Origin of the sequence: Pseudomonas fluorescens (assembly GCF_005938625.1) — a bacterium.
GTDB lineage: Bacteria > Pseudomonadota > Gammaproteobacteria > Pseudomonadales > Pseudomonadaceae > Aquipseudomonas > Aquipseudomonas fluorescens_BD.
On record NZ_VCNJ01000040.1, the window covers coordinates 1 to 15,408 of the forward strand.

Sequence of the window (15,408 nt, forward strand, 5' to 3'; positions counted from 1 at the left end):
CGAAAGAGTGGCCTTTTTTGTATCTGTTGAAAAAGTCCTTTCGCAACAATGATCTGTCACTGTGCAGTGAACCGCTTGGGATCTTCAGAAGTCCTCACTTGCGACTATGCTTGAGTCGCAGGCAAGACGTCTGCAATCCAGGAACTGCCCTCGCCGATACCCGGTGAGAGGCGTAGTATTTTGTGATTATTTTTTTCTACAGGGATTGGTAACTTGGCTGGATACCTCCATCCTGTCGCGCACAATCCAAGAGGTGATTGATGCGCGCCAACTCGTCTGATCCACAAGACACCGTCACAGCGGAACATCCGATCAAACCCGAGCGCCTGCGCTTGCTGGATCGGTTGAGCAAATACCGGCAACCGATTGGTCTGGCGGTCACTTTGCTGCTGTTCGCGATTGCGCTGATTGCCTGTCGTCATCTGCTCGCCGAACTCGATCTCGATGCACTGCACGACTCGATTCTCGACGTGCCGAAACCCGCCCTGCTCGGTGCGTTCGGCGCGACCGTGGTCGGCTTCATTATTCTGCTCGGCTACGAATGGTCGGCCAGCCGCTATGCCGGCGTGACCTTGCCGCCGCGCGCATTGGCGCTGGGCGGCTTCACCGCATTTGCGATTGGCAATGCGATCGGCTTGTCGCTGCTGTCCGGCGGCTCGGTGCGCTACCGTTTATATGCACGACTGGGTCTGGGCGCGTCGGAAGTCGCGCACATGACCTTGTTCGCCAGTTTGTCGCTGGGCTGCGCCTTGCCGCCGCTGGCCGCACTTGCAACGCTGAGCGACCTGCCTGCTGCCTCGCAGGCGCTGGGTTTGTCCGAAGGCCTGCTCGGCACAGTCGCCGCTGTCGTGCTGGCGCTTGGCGCAGTACTGGCTATCGGCATCTACCGTCGACGCCTGCCGGAACAACCGTTGCGCGACAACCTGCTGGTCAGGGTTGGCCGCCGCACGTTGCGCTTGCCGGGTCGACGCCTGACGTTCCTGCAACTGATCATTACCGCCCTCGACGTTGCGGCGGCTGCCACCGTTCTCTATCTATTGCTGCCGGAAGCGCCACCGTTCGGCGCGTTCCTGCTGGTGTACCTGCTGGCACTGGCTGCCGGCGTACTCAGCCACGTACCCGGCGGCGTCGGTGTGTTCGAAGCGATTCTGCTGGCCGCTTTCGCCGACAAGCTCGGTGCCGCGCCTCTCGCCGCTGCGCTGCTGCTGTATCGCCTGATCTACGTGGTGTTGCCGCTGCTGGTCGCCTGCGTATTGCTGCTGATCAACGAAGGCCAGCGCCTGTTTCAGACCCAGACCATGCGCGCGGCGTCTGGTCTGGCCGCGCCGATTCTGGCGGTATTGGTGTTTCTGTCCGGCGTGGTGCTGCTGTTTTCCGGCGCCACTCCCGAGATCGACACACGTCTGGAGCACATCGGCTTTCTGATTCCGCATCGCCTGGTCGACGCTTCGCACTTTGGCGCCAGTCTGATCGGCGTCCTCTGCCTGATGCTCGCTCAAGGCCTGCGTCGGCGTCTGTCGGCGGCGTGGATGCTCACCACCATTCTGCTGCTGGTTGGCGCCCTGCTCTCGCTGCTTAAAGGCTTCGACTGGGAAGAAGCGACGCTGATGACCCTGACGGCTGCGCTGCTGGGAGTGTTCCGCCGTTCGTTCTATCGCCCGAGTCGCCTGACCGAACTGCCGTTCTCGCCGCTGTATCTGGTGGCCAGCCTCTGTGTGCTGGGTGCTTCGACGTGGCTGCTGCTGTTCGCCTATCAAGACGTGCCGTACAGCCATCAACTGTGGTGGCAGTTCACCCTTGATGCCGACGCACCGCGCGGTCTGCGTTCGCTGCTCGGCGCCGCTGTGCTGTTGCTGGTGATCGCCCTGACCTGGCTGCTGCGCACCGCACGCCCGGTCATTCACCTGCCGACGCCTGACGAACTCGATCGCGCAGCGAAGATTCTGATGGCGTCGTCGCAACCCGATGGCGGCCTGGCGCTGACCGGTGACAAGGCGTTGCTGTTTCACCAGAACGACGAAGCGTTCCTGATGTACGCCCGCCGTGGCCGCAGTCTGGTGGCGCTGTACGACCCGATCGGCCCTGGCCAGCAACGCGCCGAGATGATCTGGCAGTTCCGCGACCTCTGTGACATTCACCACGCTCGCCCGGTCTTCTACCAGGTGCGCGCGGAGAATCTCCCGTACTACATGGACATCGGCCTGACCGCGATCAAACTTGGCGAGGAAGCCCGGGTCGATCTGCTTCGCTTTGACCTGGAAGCCAAGGGCAAAGAGATGAAGGACCTGCGCTACACCTGGAACCGTGGCACCCGCGATGGTCTGTCGCTGGAGATCCATGAGCCGGGTCAGGCGCCGATGGATGAGCTGAAAGTGATTTCCGATGCATGGCTGACCGGCAAGAACGTGCGTGAGAAAGGCTTCTCCCTCGGCCGTTTCAGCGACGATTACCTGAAGCATTTCCGCATCGCGGTGATTCGCTTCGAAGGCCGCCCGGTGGCGTTCGCCAACTTGCTCGAAACTTATAGCCACGATCTGGCCAGTCTCGACCTGATGCGCGCACACCCGGACGCCCCCAAGCTGACCATGGAATTCATGATGGTCGGCCTGATTCAACACTATAAGAGTCACGGATACGCGCGCTTCAGCCTGGGCATGGTGCCGTTGTCGGGGTTGCAACCCCGGCGTGGTGCACCGCTGACCCAGCGTCTGGGCTCGATGGTTTTCCGCCGTGGTGAGCAGCTGTACAACTTCCAAGGCTTGCGCCGCTTCAAAGACAAGTTCCAGCCTGACTGGGAACCCCGTTATATGGCCGTGCCCGCCGGACTCGATCCGTTGGTGGCGCTGGCCGACACTGCTGCCCTGATCGCGGGCGGCTTGACTGGATTGGTGAAACGCTGATGATTCAACGCTCCCTGAAGTACATCCTGGCTGCACTGATCGTGCTGGCCGTGATTGCCGGCGGCGGTTTCTGGTACCTCAAACGTCCGGCACCGGAACCGACCGTCGAACAATTGACCCCGGCCGACGGCGCCGCCATGACCCGCGTTATCCCGGGCACCAAGCCCAAGGCGCAGGTGCTGGTCGCGGTCAACGACGACCAGAAACTCTCTGAAAAACAACTGACCACCCTGAGCCGCAGTGCCTCGGCGCAGATCGTTCAAGTGATTCTGCCCAAGGACTGCCTGCTGCAAAGCCGCGCCCTGCAATCGGGCCTGCGTGAACTGAACGGCCCGGCCACTCTGGTCAGCGGCATTGGCCCTGGCGCTGTACTGGCCTGGCGCTGGTTGGCGGAACAGAAAGACGACAAGGCCCAAGCCATCTCCGTGGATCTGGCCCTGGAAAAAGGTGGCTGCACCCACCTGCTGCCAAAATCCGCCGCCCACGGCCACTGGCTGGCAGCCTGGAACGACAACCCGGACGACGCCAGCGCAGGTTTCGTGCGCGATCAACCGAACGCCGAAACCAGCATCAGCGACTACGACATCAACTTGCCGCAAGTGCTGAACAACGAACTGCGCAAAATCCTCGTTGGTGGCGACAAGGCCAACGGTGGTCTGGCGATCCCGGTGGTTGAAGTGCCGGCCGGCCAAGCCAAAGACACCGTGACCCTGTTCCTCTCCGGTGACGGCGGCTGGCGCGACCTCGACCGCGACGTCGCCGGTGAAATGGCCAAGATCGGCTACCCAGTGGTCGGCATCGACACCCTGCGCTACTACTGGCAGCACAAGAGCCCGGAGCAAAGCGCCCTGGACCTGACCGAACTGATGCAGCACTACCGGCAGAAATGGGGCACCAAGCGCTTCATCCTCACCGGTTACTCGTTCGGCGCCGACGTTCTGCCGGCGATCTACAACCGTCTGCCGGACACCGAGCAGCAACGCGTAGACGCCATCATTCTGCTGGCCTTCGCCCGCACCGGCAGCTTCGAAATCGAAGTCGAAGGCTGGCTGGGTAACGCCGGCAAAGAAGCCGCCACCGGCCCGGAAATGGCCAAGCTGCCACCGGCCAAGGTGATTTGCATCTACGGCGAAGAAGAGACGGATGAAAGCGGTTGCACGGACAAGACTGCAGTGGGCGAGGCAGTGAAACTGCCTGGCGGCCACCACTTCGACGAGAACTACCCGGCGCTGGCCAAGCGTTTGGTGGATTTGATCGAGAAGCGTCAGAGCAAGGACTCGGTCGCCGAAGAGTGATCTGAGCACCCACAAAAAGCCCCCGCAACTTCGCAGTTGCGGGGGCTATTTACATCTCGGACGATGAACCCGTTCCCCTGTAGGAGTGAGCCTGCTCGCGATAGCGCAGTGTCAGCCACCTAGTTGCCAACTGACACACCGCTATCGCGAGCAGGCTCACTCCTACAAGGGATGGCGCTGGATTCGAGATCTTGTGCAGTGACCGTAAATTTCTTGACTCTTCAGGAAGCTAAAAACGCGAAGTGTCCACATTCCATAAAACGTGGACACCTGCTTGATTGGCATTATCGAATCGTCAACTCCACACTCATTCATTTGCTGAACAAATACCCGCAAAACCGCCAGCAACGTTTAGTTTCGTTTACTTCTGGTCTCGCAATATCAGATGACGCCCACAGACCTTGTAGGCAAACTCCGAAACTCTTGTTGGGGCGCTGTGCCGCTCTATTGCGCTGTTTTTCGACGGGATACTCTCCGGACGTCGCTGACCCATTCAGCGATCGGGCTTGGTAACCCGGTGGAATAAGGCGCAACAGCGCACCCGACACGACTCAGGCGAAATCCCGTCCGAGCCCCTGTGTTATGGCAGCTGTGTGTGGGACGCTTTCGAGCGTGCCGGTTTCCTTGGTTCCCCGGTTTACCAACCTGCGCACAGCTGCCACCCATTCGCTTGGTATCGGATGCGGCAGCTCTCGAAATCAAGGGACCTGACAATGAACAATCCATCTGATCTTAAAACCATCGGCTTCACCCCCTTCCTCTACCACTCGGATCAAGCGTTCTTCAACGTCCGCGCCGGCATCCCGATCATCGATGCCTTGTCGCAATCCTCCGACCTGCTGTCCCTCGCCAAATCCTTCGCCGAGGATGCTGCTTTCATCAGAGACACCGACCGCCATGCTTGGGCTGCGCATTACCTGACGGTGATGGGCAAGGCCTTGATTGATGATGTGATCCAAGCGCTGATCCCACGACCTGCGCGGACGAAGAACGAGTCTGAAGCTGATCTACCTGAACGCACCTCTTGATTCAATACAATACCCTGTGGGAGCGAGCTTGCTCGCGAAAGCGGTGGGTCAGTTAAAAGATTCGTCGACTGACAGTACGCCTTCGCGAGCAAGCTCGCTCCCACAGGGGATTTGCGGTGGGTTTGAAGTTTATGTGCGGGCATAAAAAAGCCCCCGCCAGCCACAAGGCTAACGGGGGCTTATCAGTTGAGGCCAGGCTTACATCTCCACCTGCGTCCCCAACTCAATCACCCGATTAAGCGGCAAATTAAAGAACCGCAAATTACCATTGGCATTCTTCAACATGAACGCAAACAGCGCCTCACGCCAACGCGCCATGCCTTCAAGCTTCGAAGCAATCACTGTTTCGCGGCTGAGGAAGTAGGTCGTGCGCATCGGACTGAAATCCAGATCATCCAGATGGCACAGCTTCAGCGCCTGCGGCACGTCCGGCTCGTCGGTGAAACCGAAGTGCAGGATCACCCGGAAGAAGCCCTCCCCGTGCGCTTCAACTTCGAAACGTCGCGATGGCGGTACGCGCGGGATGTCTTCGTAGACCACCGTCAGCAACACCACTTGCTCATGCAGCACCTGGTTATGCAACAGGTTGTGCAACAACGCATGCGGTACGGCGTCGGAGCGTGCGGTGAGAAACACCGCCGTGCCCTGCACCCGATGCGGTGGCTGCACACGGATGCTGCTGATGAAGATCGGCAGCGGCAATGCGCCTTCATCGAGGCGTTCGACCAGCAGTTGTTTGCCGCGCTTCCAAGTGGTCATCAGCACGAACAGCGCGATACCGGCGATCACCGGGAAGGCGCCGCCCTGAACGATCTTCGGCACGTTGGCGGCGAAGTACAGACCGTCCACCAGCAGAAAGCCCAGCAGCACCGGCACCGCGAGGATCGGTGGCCATTTCCACAGCAGCAACATCACGGCGGACACCAGAATGGTGGTCATCAGCATGGTGCCGGTCACCGCCACGCCATAGGCCGAGGCCAGTGCGCCGGAGGATTCGAAGCCGAGCACCAGCAACACCACGCCGACCATCAGCGCCCAGTTCACCGCACCAATATAGATCTGGCCCTGCTCGTCGCTAGAGGTGTGCTGGATGTACATGCGCGGAATGTAGCCGAGCTGGATCGCCTGACGGGTCAGGGAGAACGCACCGGAAATCACCGCTTGCGAAGCGATCACCGTGGCCAGCGTCGACAGACCGACCAGCGGAATCAGCGCCCAGCTCGGTGCGAGCAGATAGAACGGGTTACGCGCCGCTTCCGGGTTTTCCAGCAACAAAGCGCCCTGACCGAAGTAATTGAGCACCAGCGCCGGCAACACCAGAATGAACCAGGCGCGGGCAATCGGCTTGCGGCCAAAGTGGCCCATGTCGGCGTACAGCGCTTCGGCACCGGTCAGCGCCAGCACCACAGCGCCGAGGATCGCCACGCCCATGCCTGGGTGCACCGTGAAGAAACGCACGGCCCATAGTGGGTTCATCGCATGCAACACTTCGGGGGTGTGGCTGATGCCATACACACCGAGGGCGCCGAGGACGAGGAACCAGGTGACCATGATCGGCCCGAACAGGATGCCGATTCGCGCGGTGCCATGGCTCTGGATCAGGAACAACCCGACCAGCACCACCAGCGACAGCGGCACGACCCAATGGTCGATGCCATCAAACGCCAGCCCCAGACCTTCAATCGCCGACAACACGGAAATCGCCGGGGTGATCATGCTGTCGCCATAAAAAAGCGCCGCGCCGATCAGTCCGCAAACCACCAGCAACGAGCGCAACTTCTTGCGATGCCCTGCCGCCCGCCGTGCCAGTGCGGTGAGCGCCATGATGCCGCCCTCGCCCTGGTTGTCGGCGCGCAGCACGAACATCATGTATTTGATCGACACGACCCAGATCAGCGACCAGAAAATCAACGACAGAATGCCCAGCACGCCGTCGTGGTTGACCGGTACGCCGTAACCGCCGGAAAACACTTCTTTGAGGGTGTACAACGGGCTCGTGCCGATGTCGCCGTAAACTACCCCGACCGCCGCGACCAGCATGCTCAGCGGCTTGGTGGCCGAACCCTCGGCGCCTGCCGCATGACTACTTGCCTGACCCATCCAACACTCCTACTTCTCAGAACCGGCTTCTTTGAATGAAGCACTATGCTTTGTGGTGCAGCATGCGCTGTTTTACCTGTTGTTACAGACGTTTTGTTGACTGTAAAAAATTGGTAAAGCTCAACGGCGCGAAGCATAGCGCAGCACTCGTCGTATTTCCCTGCATAAAGCTGGTCAAGTGCGTTGCCCGCCGCTAGAATTGCGCACTTTTTGATCAGAGGCGCGCCCTAAGCGCCCGTCCGTCGGCTTTCGCACCAAGAAAGCGATGTCACAAAATACCGAGGTTAGACATGTCCACCACTCCTGCGCCGGCCAATCCAAAGGTTGGCTTTGTATCTCTGGGTTGCCCGAAAGCACTGGTCGACTCCGAGCGCATCCTGACCCAGCTGCGCATGGAAGGCTATGACGTGGTGTCCACCTATCAGGACGCCGACGTTGTAGTCGTCAACACCTGCGGTTTCATCGATTCGGCCAAGGCTGAGTCGCTTGAAGTGATCGGCGAAGCAATCAAGGAAAACGGCAAGGTCATCGTCACCGGTTGCATGGGCGTGGAAGAAGGCAACATCCGCGACGTACACCCGAGCGTGCTGGCCGTGACCGGTCCGCAGCAGTACGAGCAAGTGGTCAACGCCGTGCACGAAGTGGTGCCACCGCGTAAGGATCACAACCCGCTGATCGACCTGGTGCCGCCGCAAGGCATCAAGCTGACCCCGCGTCACTACGCGTATCTGAAGATTTCCGAAGGCTGCAACCACAGCTGCTCGTTCTGCATCATCCCGTCGATGCGCGGCAAACTGGTCAGCCGCCCAGTGGGCGATGTGCTCGACGAAGCTCAGCGTCTGGTCAAATCCGGCGTTAAAGAGTTGCTGGTCATTTCGCAGGACACCAGCGCTTACGGCGTCGATGTGAAATACCGCACCGGTTTCTGGAACGGCGCGCCGGTGAAAACCCGCATGACCGAACTCTGCGAAGCCCTGAGCACCCTCGGCGTCTGGGTCCGTCTGCACTACGTTTACCCGTACCCGCACGTTGACGAGCTGATCCCGCTGATGGCCGCCGGCAAGATCCTGCCGTACCTGGACATCCCGTTCCAGCACGCCAGCCCGAAAGTGTTGAAGTCGATGAAACGCCCGGCGTTCGAAGACAAGACCCTGGCGCGGATCAAGAACTGGCGCGAAATCTGCCCGGACCTGATCATCCGTTCGACTTTCATCGTCGGCTTCCCGGGCGAAACCGAAGAAGACTTCCAGTACCTGCTGAACTGGCTGACCGAAGCCCAGCTCGACCGCGTCGGCTGCTTCCAGTACTCGCCGGTTGAAGGCGCTCCGGCCAATGATCTGGATCTGGAGATCGTACCGGACGACGTCAAGCAGGATCGTTGGGATCGCTTCATGGCGCACCAGCAGGCGATCAGCTCGGCCCGCCTGCAAATGCGCATCGGCCGTGAAATCGAAGTGCTGGTGGACGAAGTCGACGAGCAAGGCGCGGTTGGCCGCTGCTTCTTCGATGCCCCGGAAATCGATGGCAACGTGTTTATTGATAACGGCAGCAATTTGAAGCCGGGTGACAAGGTCTGGTGCAAGGTTACTGACGCCGACGAATATGACCTGTGGGCTGAGCAGATCTGATCTGAAGGTCAAAAGCCCCTCACCCTAGCCCTCTCCCAGAGGGAGAGGGGACTGATCGAGGTGTCTTTCGAATTGCGGCGACTAGAAATATCCAGTCGAACTCAGGTTTTGAAAAGCACAAAGATCAGCTCCCTTCCCCCTCGCCCCCTGTGGGGAGAGGGTTGGGGTGAGGGGGAGAGATCTTGCTGGCGACAGAAGTATCCAGCCAGACACCGCAACAAATACAAAAAGCCCCACTCTTTTTACAAGATGCGGGGCTTTTTTACGGCTATCGTTTAGCGGGGGACGGACTCCCTTGAAACGGACAAGAGGCAGACGGGCATGCGCCACCATTCGGTCATCCATACGCCGAAACTCAGCGATTATCAGGAACTGACCCGGGTCTGGGAGGCCTCGGTCCGCGCCACCCATGATTTTCTGCCGGACAGTTACATCGAGCTGCTGCGTAATCTGGTGCTCACGCGTTATCTGGATGCGGTGATGTTGATCTGCACCAAGGACGCCGACCAGCGCATCACCGGGTTCGCCGGGGTAGCAGCGGGCAAGATTGAAATGTTGTTCATCGATCCCGACCATCGCGGCCAAGGGTTGGGCAAGAAGCTGCTGAACTACGCGATGCAGCATCTGAATGCTGATGAACTCGACGTCAACGAACAGAACCCGCAGGCCTTGGGTTTTTACTTCAAACAAGGTTTTGAAGTAATCGGCCGTTCGGAAGTCGATGGCATGGGCCAACCGTATCCGTTGTTGCACATGCGCCTGCGACAAAATCAGCAACGCTCAGGCAACGGCTGACACACCATGGAACTCCTGTGGGAGCGAGCTTGCTCGCGAATGCGGTGTACCAGTCACTGCACATATAGACTGACAGGACGCCTTCGCGAGCAAGCTCGCTCCCACATTGAATTCAGCGCCTGTAAATGGAACCGGGCTTAACCGGCGCCACACAGGTACAATGCCCACCCCTTTTTTGTTACGGCCCTGTCATGACTGACCCGATTCGCCTCTCCAAACGCCTCATCGAACTGGTCGGTTGCTCCCGCCGGGAGGCCGAACTGTTCATCGAGGGCGGCTGGGTCACCGTGGATGGCGAAGTGATTGACGAGCCGCAATTCAAGGTCGGCGAGCAGAAGGTCGAGCTGGACAAGGACGCCAAGGCCACCGCGCCGGAACCGGTGACCATCTTGCTCAACGCCCCTGCCGGCATGGACGTCGAGAGCGCCATGCAATCGCTCAGCGCCGAAACCCTCAGCGAAGAGCACCGCTTCAGCAAGCGCCCGTTGCGCGGGCACTTCCTGCGCCTGACCGCCAGCGCCGATCTGCAAGCCAAGGCCAGCGGGCTGCTGGTGTTCACTCAAGACTGGAAAATCCTGCGCAAGCTCACCGCCGACGCCGCGAAGATCGAGCAGGAATACATCGTAGAAGTCGAAGGTGACATGGTCGCCCACGGCCTCAACCGTTTGCAGCACGGCCTGACACACAAGGGCAAGGAGCTGCCGCCAGTCAAGGCCAGCTGGCAGAACGAAAACCGTCTGCGCTTCGCCATGAAAAACCCGCAGCCGGGAATCATCGCCCAGTTCTGCGAAGCGGTCGGCCTGAAAGTCATCGGCATCCGCCGCATCCGCATCGGCGGCGTCTCGATCGGCAAAGTCCCGGTCGGCCAATGGCGCTACCTGTCCGGCAAAGAGAAGTTCTAAGACTTCCACTGCCGCCACACATTCCGGCAGCGCGCCTGCGCGCTGCCCACAACGCTTATCAGGATTACTCACATGATTCATAACGACGTATTGCGCAGCGTGCGCTACATGCTCGACATCAGCGACAAGAAGGTTGTCGAGATCATCAAGCTCGGCGGCATGGAAGTAGCCCTCGCCGACGTAGTGACCTGGCTCGACAAGAAAGAAGAAGACGAAGAAGGTTTCGTACGCTGCCCGGACGAAGTCATCGCGCATTTCCTCGACGGTCTGGTGATCTTCAAGCGCGGCAAGGACGAAAGCCGTCCGCCGCAGCCGATCGAAGTGCCGGTGACCAACAACATCATCCTGAAAAAGCTGCGCGTGGCCTTCGAACTGAAAGAAGACGACATGCACGCAATCCTCAAGGCCGCCGAGTTCCCGGTGTCCAAGCCTGAGCTTAGCGCGCTGTTCCGTAAGGTCGGCCACACCAACTACCGCCCGTGCGGCGACCAGTTGCTGCGCAACTTCCTCAAAGGGCTCACGCTGCGCGTGAGAGCTTAAAAGCAGCTACAAGCTACAAGCTGCAAGTTGCCACACCGCGTGAACTTGTAGCTTGCAGCTTGCCACTCGAAGCTGGCCGCATGGCCCCCCATTCCTTTCGAAAATAGTGGCTCCGCTTTTCGCGGCTGACGACTAGGGTGTATTGATCCCTAATCCTCAGGACTCGCCATGCACCCGTATTTCTCCCTGCAAGGCCGCACCGCTCTGGTGACCGGCGGCACCCGTGGTATCGGCAAAATGATCGCCAAAGCCTTTGTCGAGGCCGGCGCCCGCGTCTATGTCTGCTCGCGCGATGCCGAGGCGTGCCATCAAACGGCTGAAGAACTCAGCGCCTTGGGCAAGTGTCACGGCGTGGCGGCGAATCTGGCGACGGAAGAAGGCGTGCAGGAACTGGCCGCTCGCCTGGGCGAGCAGATCACGCATCTGGATATTCTGGTGAACAACGCCGGCACCACTTGGGGTGCGCCGCTGGAGAGCTATCCGGTCAAGGGCTGGGAGAAGGTCATGCAGCTCAACGTAACGTCGGTGTTCAGCTGCATCCAGCAGTTTCTGCCGTTGTTGCGCAAGGGTGGTTCTGCGGCGAATCCGGCGCGGATTATCAATATCGGTTCGGTGGCGGGGATTTCTTCCTTCGGCGAGCAGGCCTATGCCTACGGGCCGAGTAAGGCCGCCCTGCATCAATTGTCGCGGATTCTTGCGCGGGAGCTGGTGAGCCAGCACATCAACGTCAACGTGATCGCGCCTGGAAGGTTTCCGAGCAAGATGACGCAGCATATTGGTAATGATGAGAAGGCGCTGGCTGAGGATACGGCGCTGATCCCGATGAAGCGCTGGGGGCGTGAGGAAGAGATGGCGGCGTTGGCGATCAGTCTGGCGAGTACGGCTGGGGCGTATATGACCGGGAATATTATTCCGCTGGATGGTGGTTTCAGTCTGTAGATCGGCGGCGCGGCCTTCGCGAGCAAGCTCGCTCCCACATTGGATCTATGGCGTGTACAAGATCCCTGTGGGAGCGAGCTTGCTCGCGAATAGGCCAGCCCTGCCACCACCAGACTTGAGGTTGGACGGGTTATCATGCCCACCCCGCCCCCGCTTCGAATGCAAACCATGACTTACAGCGTTTCCCCCATCGGCTTCGTGCGCTCCTGCTTCAAGGAGAAATTCGCCATCCCCCGCCAACCACAATTGGCCCCCGCCGCCCGTGGCGTGCTGGAACTGGTGGCGCCGTTCGATCAGGGTGACGCGGTGCAGGGTCTGGAACAGGTCAGTCATGTCTGGCTGCTGTTCCTGTTTCATCAGGCACTGGAAGACAAACCGCGCCTGAAAGTCCGCCCACCACGCCTGGGCGGCAACAAATCCATGGGCGTGTTCGCCACCCGCGCGACTCACCGTCCCAACGGCATCGGCCAATCGGTGGTGAAACTGGACAAGGTCGAGGCCAATCGTCTGTTCATCTCCGGCATTGATCTGCTGGACGGCACGCCGATCCTCGACATCAAGCCCTACGTGCCATACGCCGACATCATCCCCGACGCCGCCAACAGCATCGCCAGTGCTGCGCCACAGCTGATTGACGTGCAGTGGACGGACTCGGCGCTGCAACAGGCGCACACACACGCTCAGCGCCTCGACGAGCCGTTGGTTGAGCTGATTGAGCAGTGTCTGGCGCAGGATCCGCGCCCGGCCTATCAAAACCCGGCGCCCGAGCGCGAATACGGCGCGCAATTCTGGGATCTGGACGTGCGCTGGCATTACCCGACGCCTGAGCAGATTCGCGTGCTCGAAGTCATTCCCGCCATGGTCTGAAACCGCGCCCAATGTAGGAGCTGCCGAAGGCTGCGATCTTTTGATTTTGCTCTTCAAAAGCAAGATCAAAAGATCGCAGCCTTCGGCAGCTCCTACAGGTGAATGTCGCGGGCATAAAAAAGCCCCCATTGCCAATTCAGGCAATGGGGGCTTTTTCAGTGGGGCTTACTTCTCGACGAACGCACGTTCGATCAGGTAGTCACCCGGCTCGCGCATCCGCGCCGAGATCTTCAGGCCGAAGCTGTCGAGCACTTCGCTGGTCTCGTCGAGCATGCTCGGGCTGCCGCAGATCATCGCGCGGTCGTCCTGCGGGTTGATCGGTGGCAGGCCGATGTCGCTGAACAGCTTGCCGCTGCGCATCAGGTCAGTCAGACGGCCCTGATTCTCGAATGGCTCGCGGGTCACGGTCGGGTAGTAGATCAGCTTGTCACGCAGCGCTTCGCCGAAGAACTCGTTCTGCGGCAGGTGCTCGGTGATGAATTCGCGGTAGGCGACTTCGTTGACGTAGCGTACGCCGTGAACCAGGATTACTTTTTCAAAGCGCTCGTAGGTTTCCGGATCCTGAATCACGCTCATGAACGGCGCCAGACCAGTGCCGGTGCTCAGCAGGTACAAATGCTTGCCCGGGTTCAGGTCATCGAGAACCAGAGTACCGGTAGGCTTCTTCGAGATGATGATCTCGTCGCCTTCCTTCAAATGCTGCAGCTGCGAGGTCAGCGGGCCGTCCTGCACCTTGATGCTGAAGAACTCCAGATGCTCTTCCCAGTTCGGGCTGGCGATCGAGTAAGCGCGCATAAGCGGGCGGCCGTTGGGCTGTTGCAGGCCGATCATCACGAACTGACCGTTCTCGAAGCGCAGGCCCGGATCGCGGGTGCACTTGAAGCTGAACAGAGTGTCGTTCCAGTGATGAACACTGAGGACACGCTCGTGGTTCATGTTGCTCATGTACGTTTGACTCCTGGATATTGGGTCTGCGCTGGCTTTTGAAGGCGACGGTGCGCAATTGCATCGCATTCTAATAGCGACGACAATATCTGTTAACTGGATTATTAAGATAAGGGTTATCGGTTATATCGATATGCGATTTACTCTCCGTCAACTGCAAGTCTTCGTCGCCGTCGCCCAGCAGGAAAGCGTATCCCGTGCTGCGGGTCTGCTCAACCTCTCGCAGTCGGCTGCCAGCACCTCGATCACCGAACTCGAGCGCCAATCCAGCTGCCAGCTGTTCGACCGCGCCGGCAAACGGCTGAGCCTCAACGCCCTCGGCAAACAGTTGTTGCCGCAAGCGGTGGCGCTGCTCGATCAGGCCAAGGAAATCGAAGATCTGCTCAACGGAAAATCCGGTTTTGGCTCGCTGTCGGTGGGTGCGACGCTGACCATCGGCAACTACCTGGCGACCCTGCTGATCGGCAGCTTCATGCAGCGCCACCCGGAGAGTCAGGTGAAGCTGCACGTGCAGAACACGGCCAATATCGTGCAACAAGTCGCCCACTACGAAATTGATCTGGGTCTAATCGAAGGCGATTGCAGTCACCCGGACATTGAAGTGCAGAGTTGGGTCGAAGATGAGCTGGTGGTGTTCTGCGCGCCGCAACATCCGCTGGCGCAACGCGGCAGCGCGACCATGGAAGAGTTGACCCATGAGGCGTGGATTCTGCGCGAGCAGGGTTCCGGCACGCGACTGACCTTCGATCAGGCCATGCGTCACCATCGCAGCGCGCTGAATATCCGTCTGGAGCTGGAACACACCGAAGCGATCAAACGCGCGGTGGAGTCGGGGCTGGGAATTGGCTGCATCTCGCGGCTGGCGCTGCGCGATGCGTTCCGACGCGGCAGTCTGATACCGGTGGAAACGCCGGATCTGGATCTGGCGCGACAGTTTTACTTCATCTGGCACAAACAGAAGTATCAGACTTCGGCCATGCGCGAATTTCTCGATCTGTGCCGCGCTTTCACCGCCGGGGTGCAGCGCAGCGACGAGATCGTCTTGCCGACCATCGCTTAAAACAGAATCACTGCCCACACCAGCGCGATCATGCTCAGCGCGACAAACTGCGCGGCGCTGCCCATGTCCTTGGCGTTTTTCGACAGCGGGTGCAGCTCCAGCGAAATGCGGTCGATGGCCGCTTCCACCGCCGAATTCAACAACTCGACGATCAGCGCCAGCAGGCACACGGCAATCAGCAAGGCCTGCTCGACACGGCTGACATTAAGGAAGAACGTCAGCGGAACCAGCACGACATTAAGCAGCACCAGTTGACGGAATGCCGCCTCACCGGTGAAGGCTGCGCGCAGACCGTCCAGCGAGTAACCGGAAGCGTTGAGGATGCGTTTCAGGCCGGTCTGGCCCTTGAAAGGTGACATAAAGTAGAAACCAACCAAAAAGGAGTGGGAAAGCTAGATCAACAAAAGTC

The 15,408-nt window shown here is 59.7% G+C and carries 13 protein-coding genes; 10 read left to right on the plus strand and 3 right to left on the minus strand.

Going from position 1 to position 15,408, the window contains the following annotated elements:
• Positions 1-260: 260 nt before the first annotated feature.
• The 3 genes from mprF (at position 261) to FGA82_RS22205 (ending at position 5,223) form a co-directional block, all read left to right on the plus strand.
• A complete protein-coding gene (gene mprF, locus FGA82_RS22190; RefSeq protein ID WP_141128770.1) occupies positions 261-2,900 on the plus strand; it encodes a bifunctional lysylphosphatidylglycerol flippase/synthetase MprF in 2,640 nt (879 codons plus the stop codon).
• Positions 2,900-4,195 (plus strand): virulence factor family protein, encoded by a 1,296-nt coding sequence (locus FGA82_RS22195; protein ID WP_141128771.1) that lies wholly within the window; start codon positions 2,900-2,902, stop codon positions 4,193-4,195. Before mprF ends, FGA82_RS22195 begins: the two co-directional genes overlap by 1 nt.
• Before the next feature lie 713 nt (positions 4,196-4,908).
• The gene (locus FGA82_RS22205) at positions 4,909-5,223 is read left to right on the plus strand and encodes a DUF3077 domain-containing protein (RefSeq protein ID WP_141128772.1); all 315 of its coding nucleotides are present in this window, start codon (positions 4,909-4,911) and stop codon (positions 5,221-5,223) included.
• Between the two features lie 198 nt (positions 5,224-5,421).
• On the opposite strand, the gene FGA82_RS22215 is transcribed toward FGA82_RS22205, so the two are convergent.
• Positions 5,422-7,263, minus strand: coding sequence for a potassium transporter Kup (locus tag FGA82_RS22215; RefSeq protein ID WP_432767188.1), 1,842 nt, complete (start codon positions 7,261-7,263; stop codon positions 5,422-5,424).
• A gap of 350 nt (positions 7,264-7,613) precedes the next feature.
• On the opposite strand from FGA82_RS22215, the gene rimO reads away from it, so the two are divergent.
• The 6 genes from rimO (at position 7,614) to tsaA (ending at position 12,994) form a co-directional block, all read left to right on the plus strand.
• Positions 7,614-8,951 (plus strand): 30S ribosomal protein S12 methylthiotransferase RimO, encoded by a 1,338-nt coding sequence (rimO, locus tag FGA82_RS22220; protein WP_141128774.1) that lies wholly within the window; start codon positions 7,614-7,616, stop codon positions 8,949-8,951.
• 321 nt (positions 8,952-9,272) lie between these two features.
• Positions 9,273-9,746, plus strand: a complete 474-nt coding sequence (locus tag FGA82_RS22225) for a GNAT family N-acetyltransferase (RefSeq protein WP_141128775.1) — start codon at positions 9,273-9,275, stop codon at positions 9,744-9,746.
• A 191-nt stretch (positions 9,747-9,937) separates the two neighbouring features.
• Positions 9,938-10,648, plus strand: coding sequence for an rRNA pseudouridine synthase (locus FGA82_RS22235; RefSeq protein ID WP_141128776.1), 711 nt, complete (start codon positions 9,938-9,940; stop codon positions 10,646-10,648).
• A 72-nt stretch (positions 10,649-10,720) separates the two neighbouring features.
• Positions 10,721-11,188 carry a DUF1456 family protein gene (locus tag FGA82_RS22240; RefSeq protein ID WP_034154940.1) on the plus strand — a complete coding sequence of 156 codons (468 nt, stop codon included), beginning with the start codon at positions 10,721-10,723 and terminating at the stop codon, positions 11,186-11,188.
• A gap of 168 nt (positions 11,189-11,356) precedes the next feature.
• Positions 11,357-12,127, plus strand: coding sequence for an SDR family oxidoreductase (locus FGA82_RS22245; RefSeq protein ID WP_141128777.1), 771 nt, complete (start codon positions 11,357-11,359; stop codon positions 12,125-12,127).
• 168 nt (positions 12,128-12,295) lie between these two features.
• The gene (gene tsaA, locus FGA82_RS22250) at positions 12,296-12,994 is read left to right on the plus strand and encodes a tRNA (N6-threonylcarbamoyladenosine(37)-N6)-methyltransferase TrmO (protein WP_141128778.1); all 699 of its coding nucleotides are present in this window, start codon (positions 12,296-12,298) and stop codon (positions 12,992-12,994) included.
• Positions 12,995-13,159: 165 nt separating this feature from the next.
• On the opposite strand, the gene fpr is transcribed toward tsaA, so the two are convergent.
• The gene (fpr, locus tag FGA82_RS22260; protein WP_007908723.1) at positions 13,160-13,939 is read right to left on the minus strand and encodes a ferredoxin-NADP reductase; all 780 of its coding nucleotides are present in this window, start codon (positions 13,937-13,939) and stop codon (positions 13,160-13,162) included.
• 133 nt (positions 13,940-14,072) lie between these two features.
• Here fpr and FGA82_RS22265 point away from each other — a divergent pair, with 133 nt between their 5' ends.
• Positions 14,073-14,999 (plus strand): LysR family transcriptional regulator, encoded by a 927-nt coding sequence (locus tag FGA82_RS22265; RefSeq protein ID WP_141128779.1) that lies wholly within the window; start codon positions 14,073-14,075, stop codon positions 14,997-14,999.
• Here FGA82_RS22265 and FGA82_RS22270 read toward each other — a convergent pair.
• Positions 14,996-15,358 carry a diacylglycerol kinase gene (locus FGA82_RS22270; protein ID WP_141128780.1) on the minus strand — a complete coding sequence of 121 codons (363 nt, stop codon included), beginning with the start codon at positions 15,356-15,358 and terminating at the stop codon, positions 14,996-14,998. The two genes, FGA82_RS22265 and FGA82_RS22270, sit on opposite strands and share 4 nt — an antisense overlap.
• Positions 15,359-15,408 lie beyond the last annotated feature (50 nt).

Excerpts from the sequence above, each read along its gene's own strand:
- fpr (WP_007908723.1), bottom strand. The coding sequence starts at position 13,939 with ATGAGCAACATGAACCACGAGCGTGTCCTCAGTGTTCATCACTGGAAC.
- rimO (WP_141128774.1), top strand. The coding sequence starts at position 7,614 with ATGTCCACCACTCCTGCGCCGGCCAATCCAAAGGTTGGCTTTGTATCT.
- tsaA (WP_141128778.1), top strand. The coding sequence starts at position 12,296 with ATGACTTACAGCGTTTCCCCCATCGGCTTCGTGCGCTCCTGCTTCAAG.
- FGA82_RS22225 (WP_141128775.1), top strand. The coding sequence starts at position 9,273 with ATGCGCCACCATTCGGTCATCCATACGCCGAAACTCAGCGATTATCAG.
- mprF (WP_141128770.1), top strand. The coding sequence starts at position 261 with ATGCGCGCCAACTCGTCTGATCCACAAGACACCGTCACAGCGGAACAT.
- FGA82_RS22215 (WP_432767188.1), bottom strand. The coding sequence starts at position 7,263 with ATGCTGGTCGCGGCGGTCGGGGTAGTTTACGGCGACATCGGCACGAGC.
- FGA82_RS22195 (WP_141128771.1), top strand. The coding sequence starts at position 2,900 with ATGATTCAACGCTCCCTGAAGTACATCCTGGCTGCACTGATCGTGCTG.
- FGA82_RS22240 (WP_034154940.1), top strand. The coding sequence starts at position 10,721 with ATGATTCATAACGACGTATTGCGCAGCGTGCGCTACATGCTCGACATC.
- FGA82_RS22265 (WP_141128779.1), top strand. The coding sequence starts at position 14,073 with ATGCGATTTACTCTCCGTCAACTGCAAGTCTTCGTCGCCGTCGCCCAG.
- FGA82_RS22245 (WP_141128777.1), top strand. The coding sequence starts at position 11,357 with ATGCACCCGTATTTCTCCCTGCAAGGCCGCACCGCTCTGGTGACCGGC.
- FGA82_RS22235 (WP_141128776.1), top strand. The coding sequence starts at position 9,938 with ATGACTGACCCGATTCGCCTCTCCAAACGCCTCATCGAACTGGTCGGT.
- FGA82_RS22205 (WP_141128772.1), top strand. The coding sequence starts at position 4,909 with ATGAACAATCCATCTGATCTTAAAACCATCGGCTTCACCCCCTTCCTC.
- FGA82_RS22270 (WP_141128780.1), bottom strand. The coding sequence starts at position 15,358 with ATGTCACCTTTCAAGGGCCAGACCGGCCTGAAACGCATCCTCAACGCT.